The organism is Limnohabitans sp., from assembly GCF_046052825.1.
Classification (GTDB): domain Bacteria; phylum Pseudomonadota; class Gammaproteobacteria; order Burkholderiales; family Burkholderiaceae_C; genus Limnohabitans.
This window is the reverse complement of record NZ_JAVLFP010000052.1, coordinates 1-19908: the sequence shown is the minus strand read 5'-3', so window position 1 is coordinate 19908 and position 19908 is coordinate 1. Positions and strand designations below refer to the sequence as shown.

The window sequence follows — 19908 nt, the reverse complement described above, 5'->3', positions numbered from 1 at the left end:
ATGTCTTCCAAACTTGCCACCTCCAACCTGAGCCTGCGTCAATTGCGCGCCTTTGTGGCCGTGGCGCAAGAGTCGAGCATGACACGGGCTGCGGCCAGGCTGCACCTCACGCCATCGGCCTTGTCGATGCTGGTGCGTGCCATGGAAGACGACTTGGGCGTGCGCCTGTTTGAGCGCACCACACGCCGCTTGGTGTTGACCCCGGCAGGGCAACAGTTTTTACCCACGGTGGAGCGTGTGTTTGCCGAGTTGGAACAGGGCTTGAACGATCTCCAAGCCGTGCAGCACATGAAAGACAGCGTGCTGCGCTTGGTGGCCACGCCCTTGTTGGCCAGTGCCCTGTTCCCGCAACTGATTGCGAGTTTTCGTTTGCTCCACCCTCAAGTGCGGGTGGAGTTGCTCGATGGTCCGGTGGATTCATTGCCTGCGCTGGTGCGCCAGGCCCAAGTGGACATGGCGGTGTGCACTGCCAACGACGATGCGTTCGATGTGCATGCCACGCCCTTGTACGCCGACACCTTGATGCTCGCGTGCCACAGCGCCCACCCCTTGGCCATGCAACGTGAGGTGGCATGGCAAGACCTGCTGAGCGAGCCTTTGATTTTGATGCGTCATGGCAGTGGCTTGCGCACCTTGGTGGACCAAGCCTTTGCGCGTTGGAGTCGGCGCATACAACCCGCGTATGAGGTGTCCCAAGTGGCCACCGCCTTGGGGTTGGTGGCGGCGGGTGAGGGCGTGTCGGTGTTGCCGTCTTACGCCATTTCGCGGGTGCAATCGCTGTCGTCGACCACCACCATCAGCACGGTGGCCTTGGTGTCGCCCACGGTGTCTCGGCAAATCGTGGCGCTGACCAAATCAGGGGTGGACGCATCGCCCGCTGCGCAGGCGTTCATGGCGCATTTCAAAATGCACGCAGGCAAGGCCTGAGACAGGGCCGCAGTCAAACCCTTCCCGCTAGCTTGAGCGACGCACGTAAGGTGTCGTTGATGCGAGTTTGCCAACCCTCGCCACTTGCACGGAGAACAGCCAATACGTCAGCATCGAGTCGAAGTTTGACGGGCTCTTTGGTCACGGCTGCTTTTGGACGCCCCCGCTTTTGGAGTTGTGAGCCTTTGTATTGATCGGCCGTTTTGAAAAATTTTTCTGTCAGCTCTGGCGCATCGTCCAGATCATTCCACGTAGCGGTCGTAGAAGGCTTTTTCGCGGTCATTTGCTTTCCTCATGCTGATGATGCGGCGCAGATCGCCGCGTGGTGTCCAAACCAATACAACCAAACGGCCCTCTAGGTGGCCTACGGTGATGAAACGGTCTTCTGTGTAGTCTTGCCTTGTGTCTTGTCCCGTCAAATGCAAGCCATCAAAGATCTCGCTGGCGCGCGCGAAGTCCAACCCACGTTCAGCCAAAGTCTTGTCTCGCTTTGCAGGATCGAACTCAAGCCTCATTGAATTATTGTACCCCCATTAAATATAAATTCAAGGGCGCGAACTTGACTGACAGGGGCTAGTTTCGATGCATGTCGCTCAGTCAGGCACCACGGCCGTGACTTCAATTTCCACATGGGCGCGATCTTCCAGCAAGTCGGCCACTTGCACCAAGGTCATGACAGGGTAGTGGCGGCCGATCACCTGTTGGTAGGCCTTGCCGAGCTCTCGGCCACGCGCTAGGTATTCTTTTTTGTCTTTCACGTACCAGGTCATGCGCACGATGTGCTGCGGCCCGGCATTGGCGCATGCCAGGGTGTCCACGATGTTTTGCAGCGCTTGGGCGCACTGGGCCACAAAGTCGTCGGTTTCAAACTGGCCTTGACCGTTCCAGCCAATCATGCCCGCCACATAAATTTGACGTCCCCGCGCTTCAATGCCATTGGCATAGCCTTTGGGGGCGGTCCATCCTTCGGGTTGTAAAACATGCCACATGGGTGACCTTTCTCAGTGGGAGGCGTCTGCGGCCTGGCGCAGACGAAAACGTTGCAGCTTACCGGTCTCGGTGCGCGGCAATTGGGCCACGAACTCGATGCGACGTGGGTACTTGTAAGGCGCGATGTGTGCTTTGACAAAGTCTTGCAGTGCGGTGACCAAGGTGTCGTTGGCCTCCACACCGGGCTGGAGCACCACATGGGCCATCACCACATGACCCCGTGCTTCGTCGGGCACCCCGACCACGCCGCATTCGGCAACCGCAGGGTGGCTCAGCAGCACGCCTTCGACTTCGGGGCCTGCAATGTTGTAGCCGGCCGAGACAATCATGTCGTCGTTGCGCGCCAGGTAGCTGAAGTAGCCGTCGGCATCCATCACAAAGGTGTCGCCAGGCAGGTTCCAACCGTTTTTCACGTAATCGGTTTGGCGCGGGTCGTCCAGGTAGCGACAACCGGTGGGGCCACGCACGGCCAAGCGTCCGGGTGTGCCGGGCGGCACAGCTTGCATGTCGTCGTCGACGATTTGCGCTTGGTAGCCCGGCACCACTTGGCCCAAGGTGCCGGGCCGCCAGTCTTTGCCCGCGCTGGCGATGTAGATGTGGATCACCTCGGTGCCACCAATGCCATCGGTGATGGGAATGCCCGTGTGGTCAAGCCACAGTTGCCGTGTGGCCTCGGGCAAGGCCTCGCCCGCAGACACCGGGTGGCGCAAGCTGCTCAGGTCCACGCCATCGGCCAAGAGCGCCATGTGTCGGTAGAAGGTCGGGGCGGTGTAGCACTGGGTGACGCGGTGTTGCGCGATGGTGTGCAACAGCAATTCGGGTGTGAGTTTTTCCAGCAGCACGGTGCTGGCGCCATGGCGCAGCGGGAACGCCAGCAAGCCACCCAGACCAAAGGTGAAGGCAATCGGCGGCGTGCCGCACACCACATCGTCAGGCCCCATGTTCAGCACATGGCGCGGGAACAGGTCGCACATGGCCAGCACATCGCGGTGAAAGTGCATGGTGCCTTTGGGCTTGCCGGTGGTGCCGCTGGTGAAGGCAATCAGGCACACGTCATCGCGGGTGGTGGGGTGGCCCACATAGGGTTGGCCAAAGCGCTGCATGCGCGCTTCGAGCCCCGTGGGCGCGTCGCTGTCAAACACCACCATCTGTTGCAAGCTGGCAGCGTGGTGCGGGTGTGTGGGGTCGAGGCAGTGCGACAACTCGTCGGACAAGCTGCTGGCGCACAAGGCGGCACTGACCTGGGCTTTGTCGAGCACTTGTTTCAACTCCACGGCGCGCAGCAAAGGCATGGTGGGCACCACCACCAAGCCCGCTTTGATGGCGGCCAAACAACAGGCCGCCATCATGGGGCTGTTGGCGCCACGCAGCAGCAGGCGGTTGCCCGACACCAGCCCCATGTCGTGGATCAGCACTTGGGCAATCCGGTCGATCTGCTGTTGCAACGCACGGTAGCTCCAACTGCCATGGGCTCCGTGAATGGCGGGGCGGTCGCCGCGGCCCTCGCGCACATGGCGATCCACCAACTCGGCGGTGGCGTTCAAGAAATCGGGGTAGTGCAACTCGGGAGCGTCAAACACAAACTGCGGCCACTGCTCGGGTGGTGGCAAGCGGTCGCGGGCAAAGGTGTCCAGGTGAGACGATGCCGTGAGGGGCGCGTTCAGCGGCGAGTTGTCGGGCTGTGTCATGGCATGCCTTTCAGGTCAGGACTTGAGCAGGTCGCGCCCGATGATGAGTTGCTGCACCTCGGTTGCACCTTCGTAGATGCGCAAGGCGCGGATCTCTCGGTACAGCGACTCGACGATGCAGCCTTTCTTCACCCCCATGCCGCCGTGCAGTTGCACCGCCATGTCGATGATCTGTTGCGCGTTTTCGGTGGCCGTCATCTTGGCCATGGCGGCTTCGCGGGTGATGCGCTGCCCCTGGTCGCGCAGCCAGGCTGCGCGGTAGGTCAGCAAGCTGGCCGCGTCGAGCAGCGTGGCCATTTGGGCGATCTTGGCTTGGGTGATTTGAAAGTCGCCCAAGCTCTGGCCAAACATCTGGCGTGTGCGTGCCCATTGGATCGACGCGTCCAAGGCCCGGCGGGCAAATCCCAGCGCGGCTGCGGCCACCGAGGTGCGAAACACATCCAGCGTGGCCATGGCCACTTTGAAGCCCTGGCCGCCTTGCCCCAAGCGTTGGCTGGCAGGTACCCGCGCATTGACAAAGCGCAGGGTGGCCAAGGGGTGCGGGGCGATGACGTCGATGCGCTCCGAAATTTCAAGCCCCGGGGTGTTGGCGTCGACGATGAAGGCGCTGATGCCGCGCGCGCCGGGTGCCTCGTGGGTGCGGGCGAACAGCACATAAAAGTCGGCGATGCCGCCGTTGGAGATCCAGGTTTTCTCGCCGTTGATGAGGTAGTCGTCGCCGTCAGGGGTGGCGGTGCACGCCATGGCCGCCACGTCCGAGCCAGCGTGGGGTTCGCTCAGCGCAAAGGCGGCGATGGCGCTGCCTTGCACCACACGGGGCAGGTAGTGGGTTTGTTGTGCGGAGGTGCCAAACAGGCTGATGGCGCCTGAGCCCAGGCCTTGCATGGCAAAGGCAAAGTCGGCCAAGCCATGGTGCCAAGCCAGCTCTTCGCGCAGCAAGCAGATGGCGCGGGTGTCGATGGTGGCTTGGGCGCCGCCAAACGCGGTACCTGCCACGGCATGGCCCAACCACTGGCCCTGACCCAAGGCCTTCACCCAGTGGCGGCACTGGGCGTCCACGTCGTCGCCGTGCGCGGCTTGGCTGTCGATGTGGCTGTGACACCAAGCTTGCAAGTCGCGCTTGAGGTGGCGGTGCGCGTCGTCAAAGAAAGGCCAGTCGAGTTCGGCGGGCCATGAACGCGCCACAGGAAAGGTGTCTGCCATGCTCAGTCTCCTTGAAAGACAGGCGTTTGCTTGGCCACAAAGGCGTGGTAGGCCCGGTGGAAGTCGTTGGTCATCATGCAAATGGCTTGGGCTTGGGCTTCGGCTTCGATGGCTTCGTCGACGCCCATGTTCCATTCTTGTTGCAGCATCTTCTTCGTCATGGCATTGGCAAAGGTCGGGCCATGGGCCAGTTGATGGGCCATGTCTTGGGCTTGGGCCAACACCTCGTCGGGCGCGCACACACGGTTGTAAAAACCCCAACGTTCGGCCTCAAGGCCTGGCAAGCCGCGCCCGCTGTAGAGCAACTCAGAGGCGCGGCCTTGACCGATCACACGCGGCAGCAGGGCGCAAGCCCCCATGTCGCAGCCAGCCAAGCCCACTTTGTTGAACAAGAAATAGGTTTTGCTGCGCTCGGTGCCGTAGCGCAGGTCAGACGCCAAGGCCAACAGCGCACCAGCGCCCGCGCAAATGCCGTCGATGGCCGCCACGATGGGTTGCGGGCAAGCCCGCATGGCTTTGACCAGGTCGCCCGTCATGCGGGTGAAGGCCAGCAGGCCGGGCATGTCGAGTTGGGTGAGGGGGCCAATGATTTCGTGCACATCGCCGCCTGAGCAAAAGTTACCCCCCGAACCGGTGATGACCACCGCATGCACATCGTCGGCATAAGCCATGGCGCGAAACAGATCACGCAACTCGGCATACGACTCGAACGAGAGCGGGTTTTTACGCTCGGGTCGGTTCAGCGTGACGGTGGCCACACCGTCGTGCACGGCAAACAAAAAGTGTTCGGCTTGGTAGTTCGCCAACAGGTGGCGGTGACGTGGCAATTGGTGGGCTTGGCCGTTCAAGTAAGAGGTGCTCATGCGTGCTCCGAGGGCGGGTTGGACGGGTTGTGGTGGATGCTGGTTTTGAGGTGACCCAGCAAGTTGCTGAGTTGCTGCTGCTGGCGCTCTGACAAGCCGCTGAACAAGTCCACCACCCAGCCCTCGTGGGCCGAGGCCATGCGGGCGAAGGCTTTGTGGCCAGAAGGGGTGAGCAGCACGCGAAAGGAGCGGCGGTCTTTGGCCGCGATCTGGCGCTGCACCAGTTGTTCTTTTTCCAACTGGTCCACGATGACCGTGGTGTTGCCGCCACTGACCATCATGCGGCGTGACAGCTCGCCCATGGTCAGGCCTTCGGGGTGGCGTTCGAGTTGGGCCATCAAGTCAAAGCGCGAGAGCGAAATGTCAAACTGCTCGCGCAGCTGTTGGCGAATGCTGTCTTCCACCAAGGTGGTGCACGACAGCAGGCGCAGCCACAGGCGCAGCGAGGCGTGGTGGTCGTCGCGCGCGCGCAATTCGAGGTCTTCGGTTTCTGGGTGGGTCATCCTGCCAACTCCCCGCCATCGACGGCGATGGCTTGTCCATTGATGGCGCTGCTGCCGGGCCAACACACGCTCAGCACGGCGTGGGCCACTTCGTTGGGTTGCACCAAGCGTTGTTGTGGGTTGCGTTCGGCCAATGCTGCACGGGCCTCGTCGGGGGTCTTGCCCGTTTTCTGCACGATGTTGGCAATGGCGTCGGCCACGATGTCGGTCTCGGTGTAGCCGGGACAGATGGCGTTGACGGTGATGCCTTTGCGCGCCAACTCCAAGGCCAGTGAGCGGGTCAAACCAATCACGCCGTGCTTGGCGGCGCTGTAGGCACTGACATAGGCGTAGCCCTGCAAGCCAGCGGTGCTGACCACGTTGACGATGCGCCCCGGTGTGCCAGCGGCGGCGGCTTGCAACATGCTGGGCAGCGCGGCGTGTGTGCACAGGTAGGTGCCGGTGAGGTTGACGTTGAGCATCTGTTGCCACAACGCCAAATCGGTTTTGCCAAACGGCATGCTGGCGGCTTGGCCCGCGTTGTTGACCAGAATGTTCACGGGGCCCAGCGCTTGCACGCTCGCCGCCATGGCGCGCTCAATGGCGGCTGCATCGCTCACATCGGCGGCTTCGATGTGCACGCGCACGTTGGGGCCCAGCGTGCGGGCCAGCGCTTGCAGGCTGTCGGCGTTGCGCCCCATCAGGGTCAGGCTGGCACCGGCCTCGGCGAGTTGCTGGGCAATGGCGGCACCAATGCCGCGCGCTGCGCCAGTGACCACGGCGTGGCGTGCGTGAAGTGGGGAGGGGCTCATGGCGTGGTGTGCAGGGTGGAGGATGGACTTACTTGAGTGCTTGTGTGGCCGCGCGTTCGAAGTTGGCTTCGATTTGGCGCTTGGCCGATAGGTATTGCTTGGGCCAAGCCAGCGCGGGGTAGCCAATGCGGGCGGCTTCGGTCAGCGTCCAGGCGGGGTTGGCCAGGTGCGGGCGCGCCACAGCGCACAAGTCGGCACGACCGGCCGCGATGATGCTGTTGACGTGGTCGGCTTCGCTGATGGCGCCCACGGCGATGGTGGCGATGCCCGCTTCTTGTCGCACTTGGTCGGCAAACGGGGTTTGGAACATGCGGCCAAACACCGGCTTTTCTTGTTTGCTCACCTGGCCCGACGAGCAGTCGATCAGGTCAGCGCCTGCGGCTTTGAAGGCTTTGGCAATCAGCACGGCGTCGTCGGGGGTGATGCCGCCTTGCACCCAGTCATGGGCTGAGATGCGCACCGACATCGGCAGGTGGTCCGGCCACGCTGCACGCACCGCTGCAAACACTTCGAGCGGGTAGCGCAGGCGGTTGTCGAGCGAGCCACCGTAGTCGTCGTCGCGGTGGTTGGTCAGGGGGGAGATGAAGCTGGAGAGCAAATAGCCGTGCGCGCAGTGCAGCTCCAACCAATCAAAGCCGGCCCGTGCGGCACGCTGGGTGGCCGCCACAAAGTCGGCCTTGACGCGGTCCATGTCGGCGCGGGTCATGGCACGCGAGGTTTGGCTCACGCCTGGCACGTATTGCTGCGGCGAAGCACTCAGCAGTGGCCAGTTGGCTTCGGTGTCGTCGTCGCTCAGGGGTTGGTCAATGCCGTCCCAGGCGCGGCGGGTGGAGCCTTTGGCACCGGCGTGGCCAATTTGCGCGGCCATCTTGGCGTCGCTGTTGGCGTGTGCCCAAGCCACGATGCGTTGCCAGGCGTCGGCTTGGGCGTCGTTCCACAGGCCCGGGCAGCCGGGGGTGATGCGGGCGTCGGGGCTGGTGCAAATCATTTCGGCAAACACCATGGCCGCGCCGCCCATGGCGCGCGCGCCCAGGTGCACCAAGTGGTAGTCGCCCGCGATGCCGTCGACGGCCGAGTACTGCGCCATGGGCGAGACCACCACCCGGTTTTTGAGCGTGACCGAGCGCACGCTGTAAGGCGTGAACATGGGCGGCGTGGCTGGCAGCGCGGGGTTGTCTTGGGCGAACCAGTGTTCATAGCCGTCCAGCCAGGCCTTGTCGCGCAAACGCAAGTTCTCGTGGCTGATGCGCTGGCTGCGGGTGAGCATGGAGTACATGAACTGCTCGGGCTCCAGTTGGTCGCAGTAGCGTTCGCCACACACCTCGAACCAGGCCATGGCATTCCAGGCGGCGTTTTGAATTTTGAGGGTCTCGATGCGGCGTGCTTCTTGGTAGGCGGTCAACACATCGGTGATGTGGCTGGGGTCATCGCCGAGCAACTCAAACTGGCGGGTGAGTTCGATCGCATCTTCAATCGCCAGCTTGGTGCCCGAGCCAATGGCGAAGTGGGCGGTGTGCACCGCGTCGCCCATCAGCACCACGTGGGAGTTGTGCTGGTTTTTCAGCCACCATTGCTCGCACACCACGCGCTGAAAGTTGAGCCAGGCCGAGCCGCGCAGATGGCGCGCGTTGGTCATCAGTTTGGCGCCTTCCAGGGTGTCGGCAAACAACTTCTCGCAAAACGCAATCGAGGCTTCTTGGTCGGCTTTGTCGAGGCCGTGGGCCAGAAACACATGCTCTGGGCACTCGACGATGAAGGTGGTGGTGGTGTCGTCAAACTTGTAGATGTGGGCCTGGAACCAGCCGTGCTCGGTCTTTTGAAAATCAAAGGTGAAGGCGTCGTACAGGCGGTGCGTGCCCAGCCAGATGAAACGGTTGGGGCGCGTCACGATGTCGGGCTTGAAGGTGTCGGCGTAGCGGGTGCGGATGTTGGAGTTGATGCCGTCGCTGGCAATCACCAAGTCGGCATCGGGGAAGTCGAGGTCGGACTGCACATCGCAGTCAAACACCAGATTGACGCCAAGCTGCTCGCAGCGTGCCTGCAAGATGTTGAGCAATTTCTTGCGACCAATGCCCACAAAGCCGTGGCCACCTGAGCGGATGCGCCGCCCTTTGAACAACAACTCAATGTCGTCCCAATGGTTGAAGGCTTCTTGAATTTGGTCGGCTGTTTCGCGGTCCCAGGCGCGCATGTTGTCCATGGTGGCGTCTGAAAACACCACGCCCCAACCAAAGGTGTCATAGGGGCGGTTGCGCTCCACCACCGTGATGTCATGCGCCGGATTGCGCTGCTTCATCAGCAGGCCAAAGTACAGGCCAGCAGGCCCTCCACCGATACAGACAATTTTCATGAGCGCTCCAGAAATGTTTCGGACTTGTATATTTCAATATTGAAATAACTTTCTCCGAAATCAGAGCGGCTGTCAAGCCCCCAGGGTTTGACGGGCTGAAAGAAGGGGGTCAGCGCTTGACAAAGCGCAGGGTGAAGCGGTCGCTTTCGCCAATGGCTTCGTACTTGGAACGGTCTTTGTCTTTCAAGCGGTAGCCCGGTGGCAAGGTCCACACGCCCTCGGGGTGGTCTTTGGTGTCTTTGGGGTTGGCATTGACCTCTGAGGTGGCCACGAGTTGAAAGCCCGCTTGTTCAATCAGGGCCACCGCCACGTCTTGGCGCACATAGCCAGATGTGATTTGCGCGTCTTGGGTCTGGTCGGTGCGACCTCGGTGGTCCACGATGCCGAGCACCCCACCGGGTTTCAAGGCCCGGTGAAACGCGCGCAACGACGCTTGCAACTCGTTGCGCTCGATCCAGTTGTGCAGGTTGCGAAAACTGATCACCACATCGGCGCTGCCATCGGGCGCGATGCGGTGCTTGTCGGCCCGAAAGGGGGTGACTTGCACTTGGTCATACAACCGGGCTTCGTCTTTGAGGCGTTGCAGGAGTTTGAGGTGGTCGGGGATGTACTGCGGCAGAGAGTCGTCGCGGTCTGCGGCAATGTAGTGGCCTTTGTCTTTGAGCCAAGGCGCCAAAATTTCCAGGTAATAGCCGCTGCTGCCAGGCAGCACCTCGATCACGGTGTGATGGGCTTGGATGCCAAAAAACGCCAGGGTCTCCGCCGGATGGCGGTAGGGGTCGCGCACCACGTTGCTGGGACTGCGGTGTGCCGCACTCAGCAAGGGACGAAAGGTGTCGGGTGAAACGGGTTGGGCCCACGCCACCTGGCAGACAACAGGGCAGACCAAGGCCCATGCGGCACAGGCGGTGAACAGGTGTTTGAAAATTCGTGTCATACATTCTCCGGGTGGGTGTGGAGCCTACACCAACCCAGAGAATCTGACGGCATCAACCCACGTAGACGGGCGCAGGTTCTGCGAAAAAACTCTCCAACACGTTGAACACGATGGACAGATTTTTTTCGTGCAAGCTCGAGTGCGCAATCCCTGGCATGACGACAAAGCGCTTGTCGGGGTTGGGCAGTTTTTCAAAGTAATTGAGCAAATCTTTGAAGCCGGCAATGCCATCGAACTGGCCGCGCATGATCATCACCGGCACTTGCATTTTGTCGGGCTGGCACACGGGCAAGTTGATAGACATGTCCACGTACGAGCCCGTGGGCACCGAGGTGTCGAGCTTGAGAATGGCTTGTGCGAATGCATTGACCACATCGGCATCGGCTGTCCCCGGATGGTCGCGGGTGAAGATGCTCTCGATCATGGCCTGGTCGATGCCACGGCGGGTGGTGCCCGACCATTCGCCAATGCGCTGACGACGCTTGGCCAGGGTGGGGCTGCCTTCGCCAGTCCACACAAAGGCGTCCAAGGCAATGCGGTTCACGCGCTCAGGAAAGCGTTCGGTGAACAAGGCGGCTTTCAAGGCGCCCGAGGACAGTCCATAGAGCATCAGCGGTTTGCCGCCGGTCTGCGCCATGATGTATTGGCTCACCGCCGCGAGGTCATCGGCGCCATTGCTGATGTCAAAGTTGATGTTGCGCGATTTGCTGGAGCGCCCATACCCCTCGTTGTCCAAGCACCAGGTGTCGTAGCCCAACTTGGCAAAGTGGTCCATGGTGGAGTATTGCGGTTTGCCGGGCACTTGCAGGTCAAACACAGGTGTGCCCGCCATGGAGGAGCCATGGACAAACAAGATCGTGCCTTTGCTGCTTTTGGCATTGTGGTGGGCTGCGTGCTTGCGCCAAATGAAGAGACGAATGGTGTCGCTCCCCACTTGGCGCGTGGCCCAGTGCTCAGAGCCAACCACACCAGCCGCTTGGGGCTTGGTCTTGGCTTGCGCCGAGGCGCTTGCCAAGCCTAGGCTTGAACTGGCGCCAACGGCCAAGAAAAGACGCCGGGTTGTGTCGGGTGTGGTCATGAGGATTGACGGTTCACGTAGCCATAGGCCAAGTTGGTCCGACCTTCGCCATGTTTTTCATAAATGGCTTTGTTGTAAGCGAACTTGTCGTGGATCAACTCGGCACGCTGTTCGGGCTTGTAGTTGTAAATGCGTGCATTGTTGTCACCAAAAATCGCGTTCTTGACCGGTCCGTCTGCGGCACCCAGTGGCGCATAGCCGTACTTGCGTTGAATCGCTTCTGGAATTTCAATGCGGCGCAAGGCCTCAATCTGCCACTGCGGTGCCCCAGTCCAAATGGCATCGGTTCCCCACACCACGTTGGACAAGCCCAGGCCCTTGATCAGTTGGCCCAGCATGACGGCCGCCAAACGGGGTTCGACCACAGTGGTTTGTGCAAACAATTGCCCCAAGTCGGCATAGACGTTTTTGACGCCGTACTTGGCGGGAATTTCGGCCAAGTCGGTGATCCAGTCGATGCGGCCGGTGCGCTCAAACTGGTCCCACGCATCCTCGGCGCGTCCACCGCCTGCGTAGCGGTACCCCCCGTGGTAAATCACAAAATTGAGCTGCGGCCAATCTTTGGCGGCTTTGGCCACGTCGTCAACGCGGCAGTATTTCAGCAAATGCGGGTACTGCTTTTCAACCGATGGCGGAAACAAGCCCTTGTGGATACACACATTTTTGAGCCCAGCTTTTTGGAACTTTTCGTAAGCGGGGTAGACCAACTTCTCATCGTCGAGCAACCAAGGGTGCTTGGACAGGTGTTTGTTGGTGTTGTCGCCAATGGTGTAGCCCTTCATGGAGTCGGGCTTGAGCACCTCGATGGCACGGTCTATGTCTTCCATCCAGCCGGGGTAGCCCGGTGTGAAGATGGCATGGGCAAATGCGCGCTTGCTCCCTGCAATGCCGTTGATGGCGGCGCGGTATTTGACCTTCATGTCGTTTGTCAAAAACCAATCACCGGGAACCTCTGACGGCGCACCGCTGATGCAGGCCACCTTGGTGTCGCTGTCCAAGTAAATTTCTTTGATGTAGTTGGCGAACTTGAGGTCTTCAATCGTTTGCTCTTCCACTTTGATGGCTGGGTTCCAGCCTGCTTTGCCGACGGCTTGGCGTTGCAGCAAGAACGATTGAATGCGTGTGTCGTCGCGTAAAAAGTGGGTGTGCATGTCCATGATGAACTGCCCCGATAACTTTTTAGACCGTTCATTGGCCATTTCTGGTGTGGCAGCTTCAGCCTCAGACACCCCAAAGATAGGTCCGTAGGTTTGGTTCATGGCCAAGAAGGCGGCAGCCATGCCGGAGGAGCTTTTGAAAAACTTTCGTCGGCTCTGTCCCAGGTGCTTGGCGAGTCGGTTGCCAATTTCTTTCACTCGGAATTCGTACTCTTTTTGCTTGGGTGTTTGTGGCGATGGCATGAACTCATCGCTGGACACACATTGCACCGGAATCGGGGAGGGGAACAGCGCCGACTCGGCGGGTTCCAGTTTTGACAGTTCTTCATCGCTCAGATAACCCATGTCAGTCTCCTAGTTTGAATGCCGCGTCGCGGCGGTTTGAAATATGCAGGGAACACACCGCTCAGTCCCATTCGAAAACGCTGGCTGCAATGAGCTTGTTCACGACTTGGGTGACCCCGGTCGTGGCGGCGGCAATGCTGTGGGCTTTTTCAATGTGGGCGGCTTCTTTCAAAGAACCCGTCAAGGTGGTGACGCCTTGTTCGGTGCGGACTTTGATGCCCACCCCTCTGACCGTGACGATGCCCTCGTACTCGTCCAAGGTGTTGTTGGGCGATCCCAGGTTCTTGCGCAGGCGCTCAGCCACCGTGGTGCTGATCTCCAAATCGGTCAACTCACGTGGCGGTTTGGCAGCGGCAACCCGGCTGGCGGGGCGGTTGGTCGACATCGATGGCGCCATTGGCAACTGGGCGTTTGTTTTTGGGGGCTTGCGCACCGCTTCGTCATGCCCCGACAGCTTGAGCATGAGATCCACAAGGTCACGCACCTCTTGGTCTGACAAGTCGGTGTAACCGCCTTTGGCGGCCATGGCCGTGTTGGGTATGCCAGCCAGGGCACTTTGGTACAAGGCGGGCCGACCCTTGGCTGCACGAGGTGCCCACGCAGCGGTGTCACTGACCCGCGGCGCTTGGCCTGCGCCGCCATCGTGGCACATGCTGCATTTCTCGCTGTAATTGGTTTGTGCCGATTTGGCATGGACCGATGGGTAAGCGCACCCACCCAAAACCACCACCCAAAGTGCAAGTAGAGGAAAACGCATCATGCGATCAAACGCTCATGTGCCAAGGTAGACCGGGGCGGGTTGCGAAAAATACCCTTCCAACAAGTGGTACACCAAGGCAAAGTTTTTGGAGCGGGTGCTGGTGTGTGCAATGCCGGGCATCACAACAAATTGTTTGTCTGGGTTGGGCAAGCGCTCAAAGAAAGCGGACAGGTCTTGAAAGCTGGCAATGCCGTCGTATTGCCCTCGCATGATCAAGGTGGGGACGTTGATTTTTTCAGGGTCACACACCGGCAAATTGGCCGACATGTCGATGTAGGTGCCGGTGGGCACCGACGAGTCCAAAGCCAACACCGCATCGGCGAAGGCTTCCACGATGGTCAAATCGCTGGTGCCCGGGTGGTCGCGCGTGAAGATGCTTCGAATCATGGTGCGGTCGATGGGGCGGCGGTTGTTGGCCAAATAAGCGGGCAGCCGTTTCTTGCGCTCGGCCAGCGTCGGGCTGCCTTCGCCAGTCCACACAAAGGCATCCAGTGCCAGGCGCGCCACACGTTCGGGGCGGCGTTGGGCAAACAGGGCTGCACGCAAGGCACCCGAGGAAGAACCATAGGTCAGCAAACGCTTGCCACCATTGACTTTCATGATGTACTCGCTCACCGCTTCCAGGTCATCGGCGCCGCACGAAATGTCTGCGTTGACAGCGCGTGTTTTGTCGGAGCGGCCATAGCCCTCGCAATCAAAGCACCAGGTGTCATACCCCAGGCGTGCAAACCAGTCCATCACCGAAGACTCGGGGCGACCCGGAATTTGCAAATCAAACACTGGCGTTGACGACACCGAGGAGCCGTGCACAAACAACAAGGTGCCCTTGGGGGATTTCAAGCCAGCGCCCAACACCGCCGGCTTTTGCCACATGAACAAACGCACCTCGTCCGAGCCCACACGCTTGACCGTCCAATGGGCCTTGCCCACGGGTTGAACAGGCTGAGCGCGCGGTGATTTGGGTGTTTGTGGCTCAGAGGCGCTGGTGGCTGGATCTGCCAGTAGCAAAGCACCCGACAAACCGGCGGTGCTGGAGAGGAGTTGGCGTCGCTGCATGGCTTACTTGGGCAGAGCCGCCAAACCTGCTTTGGCCACCACCTCGTCTTGCGAGCCGGTGCCGCCCGAGCAGCCAATGCCGCCAATGAGCTTGTCTGCTTCGACAATCGGCAAACCACCACGAGAGGCGATCACGTCGTCGAGCGTGGCCACGTAGGCATTGCTTTGGATGGCGATTTCCAAAATCTTGGTGTCGCGACGGAATTTGACCGCTGTTCTGGCTTTGTGCAGCGCAATGTCAATCGAGGCAATTTGACCGCCATCCATGCGTTTGAACGACACCAGGTGACCGCCCGAATCCATCACGGCGCAATTGATTTTCCAGTTGCGATTCTTGGCTTCGGTTACCGAGGCGTTGAGCATGGCTTCGGCTCTTGCCAAGCTGATGGCCGGACCGTAGGGAATGTCAAACGGCATTTTTTCGGGTACCACATCGCCTGGGTTGGCAGGCGCTTGTGCAGAGGCAAACACGGGCAAACAGACCCACAAGGCGAGGATCAAATTTTTGTGCAACATGGTGAGCTTTCCGATCGCCCAAGAAGTTAGGCGGCATCGGATAAAACCACATGCCGCCCGTTTCGAGATATAGGAATAACCCGTGACATCCAGCGCTTGCCAAGAACCGCGCGCTAAAAACAGTCGTCTAGGCGACTTTGTCGACATAAGGGCCACGTATCTGGGTGGATGGTTCTGTCCAGCGTGGAATGTGTGGGGGCAACAAAAAAGCCCCGTCGTGTGAACGGGGCTTGATGCATGGAGGGTTGGTGCCGGAGAGATGAATCGAACACCCGACCTTCTCATTACGAATGAGCTGCTCTACCGACTGAGCTACACCGGCAACCTGAGCCTGAATTATAGCCAGCCCGAGTGAGTGACTCAGCCTTGCAGGTGGTAACTGGTGATGCGATCGACCTCATGTTTGGAGCCCAAGACCACGCTCACACGTTCGTGCAGTTGGGTGGGCTTGACGTCCAAAATGCGCTGACGTCCGTTGGTGGCAGCACCGCCTGCTTGTTCGATCAACCAGCTCATGGGGTTGGCTTCGTACATCAGGCGCAGCTTGCCAGGTTTGTGGGGTTCGCGCTTGTCCCAGGGGTACATGAAGACACCGCCACGGGTCATGATGCGGTGCACATCGGCCACCATGGAGGCGATCCAGCGCATGTTGAAGTTCTTGCCACGTGGGCCTTCTTCGCCTTGCAAGCACTCGTCGATGTAGCGCTTCACGGGCTCGTCCCAGTGGCGCATATTGCTCATGTTGATGGCGAACTCTTTGGTGTCGGCGGGGATGCGCACATCTTCTTGTGTCAACACAAACGAGCCTTGTTCGCGGTCCAAGGTGAACATGGCCACGCCATCACCCACCGTGAGCACCAAGGTGGTTTGTGGGCCATAGACGCAATAACCCGCAGCCACTTGGGCTGTGCCGGGTTGCAAGAAGTCGTCTTCGCTGACGCCTTTGCTGGTGTCGGTTTTTTTCAGCACGCTGAAGATGGTGCCAATGCTCACGTTGACGTCGATGTTGCTGGAGCCGTCGAGCGGGTCAAACATCAGCAGGTATTCACCCTGGGGGTAGCGGTTGGGCACCACGTGGATGGTGTCCATTTCTTCGGAAGCCATGGCGGCCAGGTGGCCACCCCATTCGTTGGCTTCAATCAGCACATCGTTGGCGATGATGTCGAGCTTTTTTTGCACCTCGCCTTGCACGTTCTCGCTGCCAGCCGTGCCCAGCACATCGCCCAAAGCGCCTTTGTTGACGGCTTGGCTGATGCTTTTGCAAGCACGCGCCACGACCTCGAGCAGCAAACGCAACTCGGATGGGATATGGCCTTTGGCGCGTTGCTGTTCGACCAGGTAGCGGGTGAGTGAAATGCTCATGGTGTGTCTCTGAGGTAAGGTTGAAATTAGCTGAGGGCGCGGGTGATGACTTCGCGCACGTCGCGGCTCAAGTCTGACTTGGCGGCAATGCGGGTGAGGGCGACATGGGCAGCGCTGCGGTAAGGCTCGGCCAACTTGCTCCAGCGGTCCAAGGCGCGGGCCAAACGGGCGGCCACTTGGGGGTTGAAGGCGTCGAGCTCCAACACACGTTCGCTCCAGAACACGTAGCCTGCCGCATCGCTGCGGTGAAACGCCCCAGGGTTGGCATTGCAAAAGCTGAAGATCAGGCTGCGCGCACGGTTGGGGTTTTTGAGTGTGAAGTCGGGGTGCTGCATGAGCTGGCGCACCACGGGCAGCACGTTGCCACCTCGGTCGGGTGCGCTGGCTTGCAGTGCAAACCATTTGTCCATCACCAAGGCTTCGCGCGAGAACAGGCTGTAAAAGCGCTGCAAGGCAGGCGTGGCCAAGGCGTTGCCAGAAGTGACCAAGGCACTCAAGGCGTTGAAACGATCCGTCATGTTGTGGGCGTTGTCAAAGCACTTCAGCGCACGCTCGGGCCAGTGGGTGTCTGCCGTGTTGCGCGCATGCAGGCACACCATGTGCAGCGCCAGGCCGCTCAGGGCGCGTCGTCCGCTGGACACGGGGTCGGGTTGGTAGCTGCCGTTTTCACGGTGTGATTCAAAGGCCCAGGCCCAGTCGTCGTGCAGGGCTTGCGCGAGTTGTGCGCGCATGGCTTCGCGCACCGTGTGGATGCGCTGTGGGTCCACCACGTCGAGCTGTTCGGCGATGTAGGTTTCGGCGGGCAGGGTGAGCACAAGCTCTTTGAACGCGGCATCCATGTTGGGGTGGCGCAAGACCGTGCGCAAGGCGTCGAGCAAAGCTGCGTCGAGCACTTGGTTCGGCTCGCCCTCAGCCCGCACTGCGCTCAAGGCCGCCTGCATGTAAAGACGTTGCGCAGCTTCCCATTGGTTGAACGGGTCGCTGTCGTGGGCCAGCAGCGTCAGCAGTTGCGCGGGGCTGAAGTCCATTTCCAGCACGACCGGGGCGCTGAAGTCGCGCAGCAGCGACGGTACGGGGGCTTGGCCATCGGGGACGGACAGGTCGTGGAACTCGAAGCTTTGCGTGGCCTCTGTGAGCACCAACAACTGGCTCGCAAGCACCTCGCGACCCGTGTGGTCGAGCAAACCCATTTGCACGGGAATGACAAAGGGGTCTTTGTGCTCTTGGCCAGGGCTGGCGGCACAGCTTTGGCTGAGTGTGAGGGTGTAGCGCTGTGTGGTGGCGTCATAGCTACCCACGGCGTGAACACGGGGTGTGCCCGCTTGGGCGTACCAGCGTTTGAACTGGGGCAGGTACAGGGCCAAGGCGGTGCCCGGGTTGGCGTCGGCAATGGCTTGGGCAAAGTCGTCGCAGGTGACGGCTTGGCCGTCGTGGCGTTCAAAGTACAAGGCCATGCCTTTGGCAAAGCCTTCTTGGCCGGTATGGGCCAAGCCACCCACGGTGCCGCTGGCGGTGAGGGCGGGCGCGACCAAGGTTTGCATCATGCGCACGACCTCGGAGCCTTTTTCGTAAATCGTGACGGTGTAGAAGTTGTTGATTTCCACATAGCTGTCAGGCCGCACCGGGTGCGCCATGGGGCCGGCGTCTTCGGCAAACTGCACCGTGCGCAGCAAGCGCACGTCTTCGATGCGCTTGACAGCGCGTGCCGACTTGGCGGCGGCTTCGTCGCCTGCCAGCGCCTGGCTGGCCAGGTCTTGGCTGAACTCTTGGTCGCGGAACACCGTGAGGCCTTCTTTGAGCGAGAGTTGAAACCAGTCGCGGCAGGTGATGCGGTTGCCGGTCCAGTTGTGAAAGTACTCGTGGCCCACCACGCTTTCGATGTTGGCGTAGTCGGTGTCGGTGGCGGTGGCTGAGTTGGCCAGCACGAACTTGGTGTTGAAGATGTTGAGGCCCTTGTTCTCCATCGCGCCCATGTTGAAGTCGCTGGTGGCGACGATCATGAAGCGTTCCAAGTCGAGGCTCAGTCCAAAGCGGGCCTCGTCCCAGGCGATGCTGGCACGCAGCGAGTTCATGGCGTGTTCGGTTTTGTCCAAATCGCCGGAGCGCACATACACCTGCAACAGGTGCTCTTTGCCAGAGCGCGCCGTGACGCGTTGCTCACGACAGACCAACTGACCGGCCACCAAGGCAAACAAGTAGCAGGGTTTTTTGTGTGGGTCGACCCACTGTGCAAAGTGACGGCCGTCTTCCAAGGGGCCTTGGGCCAACAGGTTGCCATTGCTCAACAACACCGGGTAGGCTTTTTTGTCGGCGCGCAGGGTGACGCTGTAGCTCGACATCACATCAGGACGGTCCAAGAAGTAGGTGATGCGGCGAAAGCCCTCGGCCTCGCACTGGGTGAAGAAGGTGTCGTTGCTGACGAACAGGCCCATCAGCTTGGTGTTCTTGGCCGGCGCGCAGGTGGTGAAGATCTCCAGGTCGAACGGCGCGTCGCCTTCGGGCAGGTTTTCCAGCACCAGTTGGCTGGCATCCATCTTGAACGAGGTGCCCTGGCCGTTCACCAGCACGCGGGCCAGGTTCAACTCGTCGCCGTCCAGGCGCAGGGCCTGGGCCGGCACGTCCGGGTTGCGGCGCAGGCGCATGCGGTTCAGCACGCGGGTCTTGGCCGGGTCCAGGTCGAACGACAGATCGACGGTGTCGATCCAGAAGGCGGGCGCGGTGTAAGCCTCGCGGTGGATCACGGTGGCAGTGGCTTGGCCATCACGCAGGTGCATCATCGAGTTTCTCCAAAAAATTCGTTTTCAAAAGCTCGGTGTAATCGTTCACGGCGGCCAGCACATGCGGGCCGGCCAGTTCCTCCGGCCGGTGGCCGGTGCAGACGGCGACGGCTCGCATGCCGGCGCGGCGTGCCGCCTCAATGCCAAACGGCGCATCTTCGAACACGATGCAGCGCGCCGGGGCCACGCCCAGCCGTTCGGCCGCAGCCAGGAAAATGGCGGGTGTGGGTTTGCCGGTGAAGCCTTCGTCGCCCCGGGCAATGGCTTGCGGTGGCGGGTCCAGTTTCAGGTGGCCCAGCGCAAAGTTCACGTTGTGGATGTCGCCGGCCGTGCCCACGCCAATTTTCAGGCCCCGCTCGCGCGCCTGCGCCACAAACGCCTTGAAGCCGCGAACCTCGGCAAACACCGGGGCAAAGGCTTCGCGGTACAGCTGTTCCTTGGCGTGCACCAGGGCCCAGGCGGTGGCCTCGTCCAGCTCAGGCTGGCCTAGCAGTTCGCGCACACATTCCAGGCCATTGCGCCCGGTGGTGCGGCGCGTCATGTCCTGCTGGCTGATGGCCAGGCCCTGCTGGCGCACGAACGCCATCCAGCTTTGGGCGTGGTGC

19 protein-coding genes and 1 tRNA gene are annotated in these 19908 nt (G+C 60.8%); 1 reads left to right on the top strand and 19 read right to left on the bottom strand.

Translation table 11 applies throughout. The annotated features are described in order from the left end of the window. Positions 1–927, top strand: coding sequence for a LysR family transcriptional regulator (locus ACKWJN_RS08550; RefSeq protein ID WP_408595995.1), 927 nt, complete (start codon positions 1–3; stop codon positions 925–927). 13 nt (positions 928–940) lie between these two features. On the opposite strand, the gene ACKWJN_RS08545 is transcribed toward ACKWJN_RS08550, so the two are convergent. The 19 genes from ACKWJN_RS08545 to ACKWJN_RS08455 form a co-directional block, all read right to left on the bottom strand. Then, entirely contained in the window at positions 941–1210 is a 270-nt protein-coding gene (locus tag ACKWJN_RS08545) for a BrnA antitoxin family protein (protein WP_408595993.1), read from the bottom strand. Then, the gene (locus tag ACKWJN_RS08540; RefSeq protein WP_408595992.1) at positions 1170–1442 is read right to left on the bottom strand and encodes a BrnT family toxin; all 273 of its coding nucleotides are present in this window, start codon (positions 1440–1442) and stop codon (positions 1170–1172) included. Before ACKWJN_RS08540 ends, ACKWJN_RS08545 begins: the two co-directional genes overlap by 41 nt. Before the next feature lie 78 nt (positions 1443–1520). Further along, entirely contained in the window at positions 1521–1916 is a 396-nt protein-coding gene (locus tag ACKWJN_RS08535) for a RidA family protein (RefSeq protein ID WP_408595990.1), read from the bottom strand. Between the two features lie 12 nt (positions 1917–1928). Further along, positions 1929–3605, bottom strand: a complete 1677-nt coding sequence (locus ACKWJN_RS08530; RefSeq protein WP_408595988.1) for an AMP-binding protein — start codon at positions 3603–3605, stop codon at positions 1929–1931. Between the two features lie 15 nt (positions 3606–3620). Next, positions 3621–4808, bottom strand: coding sequence for an acyl-CoA dehydrogenase family protein (locus ACKWJN_RS08525; RefSeq protein WP_408595986.1), 1188 nt, complete (start codon positions 4806–4808; stop codon positions 3621–3623). A 2-nt stretch (positions 4809–4810) separates the two neighbouring features. Beyond that, on the bottom strand, positions 4811–5671 hold the full coding sequence (locus tag ACKWJN_RS08520; protein ID WP_408595984.1) for an enoyl-CoA hydratase family protein: 861 nt from the start codon (positions 5669–5671) through the stop codon (positions 4811–4813). Continuing rightward, complete coding sequence (locus ACKWJN_RS08515) at positions 5668–6174, bottom strand: MarR family winged helix-turn-helix transcriptional regulator (RefSeq protein ID WP_408595982.1); 507 nt, start codon at positions 6172–6174, stop codon at positions 5668–5670. The genes ACKWJN_RS08520 and ACKWJN_RS08515 overlap by 4 nt, the downstream gene beginning before the upstream one ends. Beyond that, the gene (locus ACKWJN_RS08510; protein ID WP_408595980.1) at positions 6171–6965 is read right to left on the bottom strand and encodes an SDR family NAD(P)-dependent oxidoreductase; all 795 of its coding nucleotides are present in this window, start codon (positions 6963–6965) and stop codon (positions 6171–6173) included. The genes ACKWJN_RS08515 and ACKWJN_RS08510 overlap by 4 nt, the downstream gene beginning before the upstream one ends. 28 nt (positions 6966–6993) lie before the next feature. Then, positions 6994–9315 (bottom strand): bifunctional salicylyl-CoA 5-hydroxylase/oxidoreductase, encoded by a 2322-nt coding sequence (locus ACKWJN_RS08505; RefSeq protein ID WP_408595978.1) that lies wholly within the window; start codon positions 9313–9315, stop codon positions 6994–6996. 109 nt (positions 9316–9424) lie between these two features. Next, the gene (locus ACKWJN_RS08500; RefSeq protein WP_408595976.1) at positions 9425–10252 is read right to left on the bottom strand and encodes a class I SAM-dependent methyltransferase; all 828 of its coding nucleotides are present in this window, start codon (positions 10250–10252) and stop codon (positions 9425–9427) included. 52 nt (positions 10253–10304) lie between these two features. Beyond that, on the bottom strand, positions 10305–11330 hold the full coding sequence (locus ACKWJN_RS08495; protein ID WP_408595974.1) for an alpha/beta hydrolase: 1026 nt from the start codon (positions 11328–11330) through the stop codon (positions 10305–10307). Further along, a complete protein-coding gene (locus ACKWJN_RS08490; protein ID WP_408595972.1) occupies positions 11327–12832 on the bottom strand; it encodes an amidohydrolase family protein in 1506 nt (501 codons plus the stop codon). Before ACKWJN_RS08490 ends, ACKWJN_RS08495 begins: the two co-directional genes overlap by 4 nt. A 61-nt stretch (positions 12833–12893) precedes the next feature. Then, positions 12894–13592, bottom strand: a complete 699-nt coding sequence (locus tag ACKWJN_RS08485) for a c-type cytochrome (RefSeq protein ID WP_408595970.1) — start codon at positions 13590–13592, stop codon at positions 12894–12896. Between the two features lie 12 nt (positions 13593–13604). Then, complete coding sequence (locus ACKWJN_RS08480; protein ID WP_408595968.1) at positions 13605–14648, bottom strand: alpha/beta hydrolase; 1044 nt, start codon at positions 14646–14648, stop codon at positions 13605–13607. 3 nt (positions 14649–14651) lie between these two features. Continuing rightward, the gene (locus ACKWJN_RS08475) at positions 14652–15164 is read right to left on the bottom strand and encodes a GlcG/HbpS family heme-binding protein (RefSeq protein WP_408595966.1); all 513 of its coding nucleotides are present in this window, start codon (positions 15162–15164) and stop codon (positions 14652–14654) included. A 246-nt stretch (positions 15165–15410) separates the two neighbouring features. Next, a tRNA-Thr gene (locus ACKWJN_RS08470) sits at positions 15411–15486 on the bottom strand. Between the two features lie 38 nt (positions 15487–15524). Continuing rightward, the gene (locus tag ACKWJN_RS08465; protein ID WP_408595964.1) at positions 15525–16526 is read right to left on the bottom strand and encodes a class 1 fructose-bisphosphatase; all 1002 of its coding nucleotides are present in this window, start codon (positions 16524–16526) and stop codon (positions 15525–15527) included. A 26-nt stretch (positions 16527–16552) separates the two neighbouring features. Beyond that, the gene (gene pepN / locus ACKWJN_RS08460) at positions 16553–19303 is read right to left on the bottom strand and encodes an aminopeptidase N (protein ID WP_408595962.1); all 2751 of its coding nucleotides are present in this window, start codon (positions 19301–19303) and stop codon (positions 16553–16555) included. Continuing rightward, positions 19287–19908 (bottom strand): HAD family hydrolase (locus ACKWJN_RS08455; RefSeq protein WP_408595960.1); only part of this gene is annotated, 622 nt, incomplete at its 5' end. The genes ACKWJN_RS08455 and pepN, both read right to left, overlap by 17 nt.

Coding starts and splice junctions, on each gene's coding strand:
- ACKWJN_RS08550 (WP_408595995.1), top strand. CDS start 1: ATGTCTTCCAAACTTGCCACCTCCAACCTGAGCCTGCGTCAATTGCGC.
- ACKWJN_RS08545 (WP_408595993.1), bottom strand. CDS start 1,210: ATGACCGCGAAAAAGCCTTCTACGACCGCTACGTGGAATGATCTGGAC.
- ACKWJN_RS08540 (WP_408595992.1), bottom strand. CDS start 1,442: ATGAGGCTTGAGTTCGATCCTGCAAAGCGAGACAAGACTTTGGCTGAA.
- ACKWJN_RS08535 (WP_408595990.1), bottom strand. CDS start 1,916: ATGTGGCATGTTTTACAACCCGAAGGATGGACCGCCCCCAAAGGCTAT.
- ACKWJN_RS08530 (WP_408595988.1), bottom strand. CDS start 3,605: ATGACACAGCCCGACAACTCGCCGCTGAACGCGCCCCTCACGGCATCG.
- ACKWJN_RS08525 (WP_408595986.1), bottom strand. CDS start 4,808: ATGGCAGACACCTTTCCTGTGGCGCGTTCATGGCCCGCCGAACTCGAC.
- ACKWJN_RS08520 (WP_408595984.1), bottom strand. CDS start 5,671: ATGAGCACCTCTTACTTGAACGGCCAAGCCCACCAATTGCCACGTCAC.
- ACKWJN_RS08515 (WP_408595982.1), bottom strand. CDS start 6,174: ATGACCCACCCAGAAACCGAAGACCTCGAATTGCGCGCGCGCGACGAC.
- ACKWJN_RS08510 (WP_408595980.1), bottom strand. CDS start 6,965: ATGAGCCCCTCCCCACTTCACGCACGCCACGCCGTGGTCACTGGCGCA.
- ACKWJN_RS08505 (WP_408595978.1), bottom strand. CDS start 9,315: ATGAAAATTGTCTGTATCGGTGGAGGGCCTGCTGGCCTGTACTTTGGC.
- ACKWJN_RS08500 (WP_408595976.1), bottom strand. CDS start 10,252: ATGACACGAATTTTCAAACACCTGTTCACCGCCTGTGCCGCATGGGCC.
- ACKWJN_RS08495 (WP_408595974.1), bottom strand. CDS start 11,330: ATGACCACACCCGACACAACCCGGCGTCTTTTCTTGGCCGTTGGCGCC.
- ACKWJN_RS08490 (WP_408595972.1), bottom strand. CDS start 12,832: ATGGGTTATCTGAGCGATGAAGAACTGTCAAAACTGGAACCCGCCGAG.
- ACKWJN_RS08485 (WP_408595970.1), bottom strand. CDS start 13,592: ATGATGCGTTTTCCTCTACTTGCACTTTGGGTGGTGGTTTTGGGTGGG.
- ACKWJN_RS08480 (WP_408595968.1), bottom strand. CDS start 14,648: ATGCAGCGACGCCAACTCCTCTCCAGCACCGCCGGTTTGTCGGGTGCT.
- ACKWJN_RS08475 (WP_408595966.1), bottom strand. CDS start 15,164: ATGTTGCACAAAAATTTGATCCTCGCCTTGTGGGTCTGTTTGCCCGTG.
- ACKWJN_RS08465 (WP_408595964.1), bottom strand. CDS start 16,526: ATGAGCATTTCACTCACCCGCTACCTGGTCGAACAGCAACGCGCCAAA.
- pepN (WP_408595962.1), bottom strand. CDS start 19,303: ATGATGCACCTGCGTGATGGCCAAGCCACTGCCACCGTGATCCACCGC.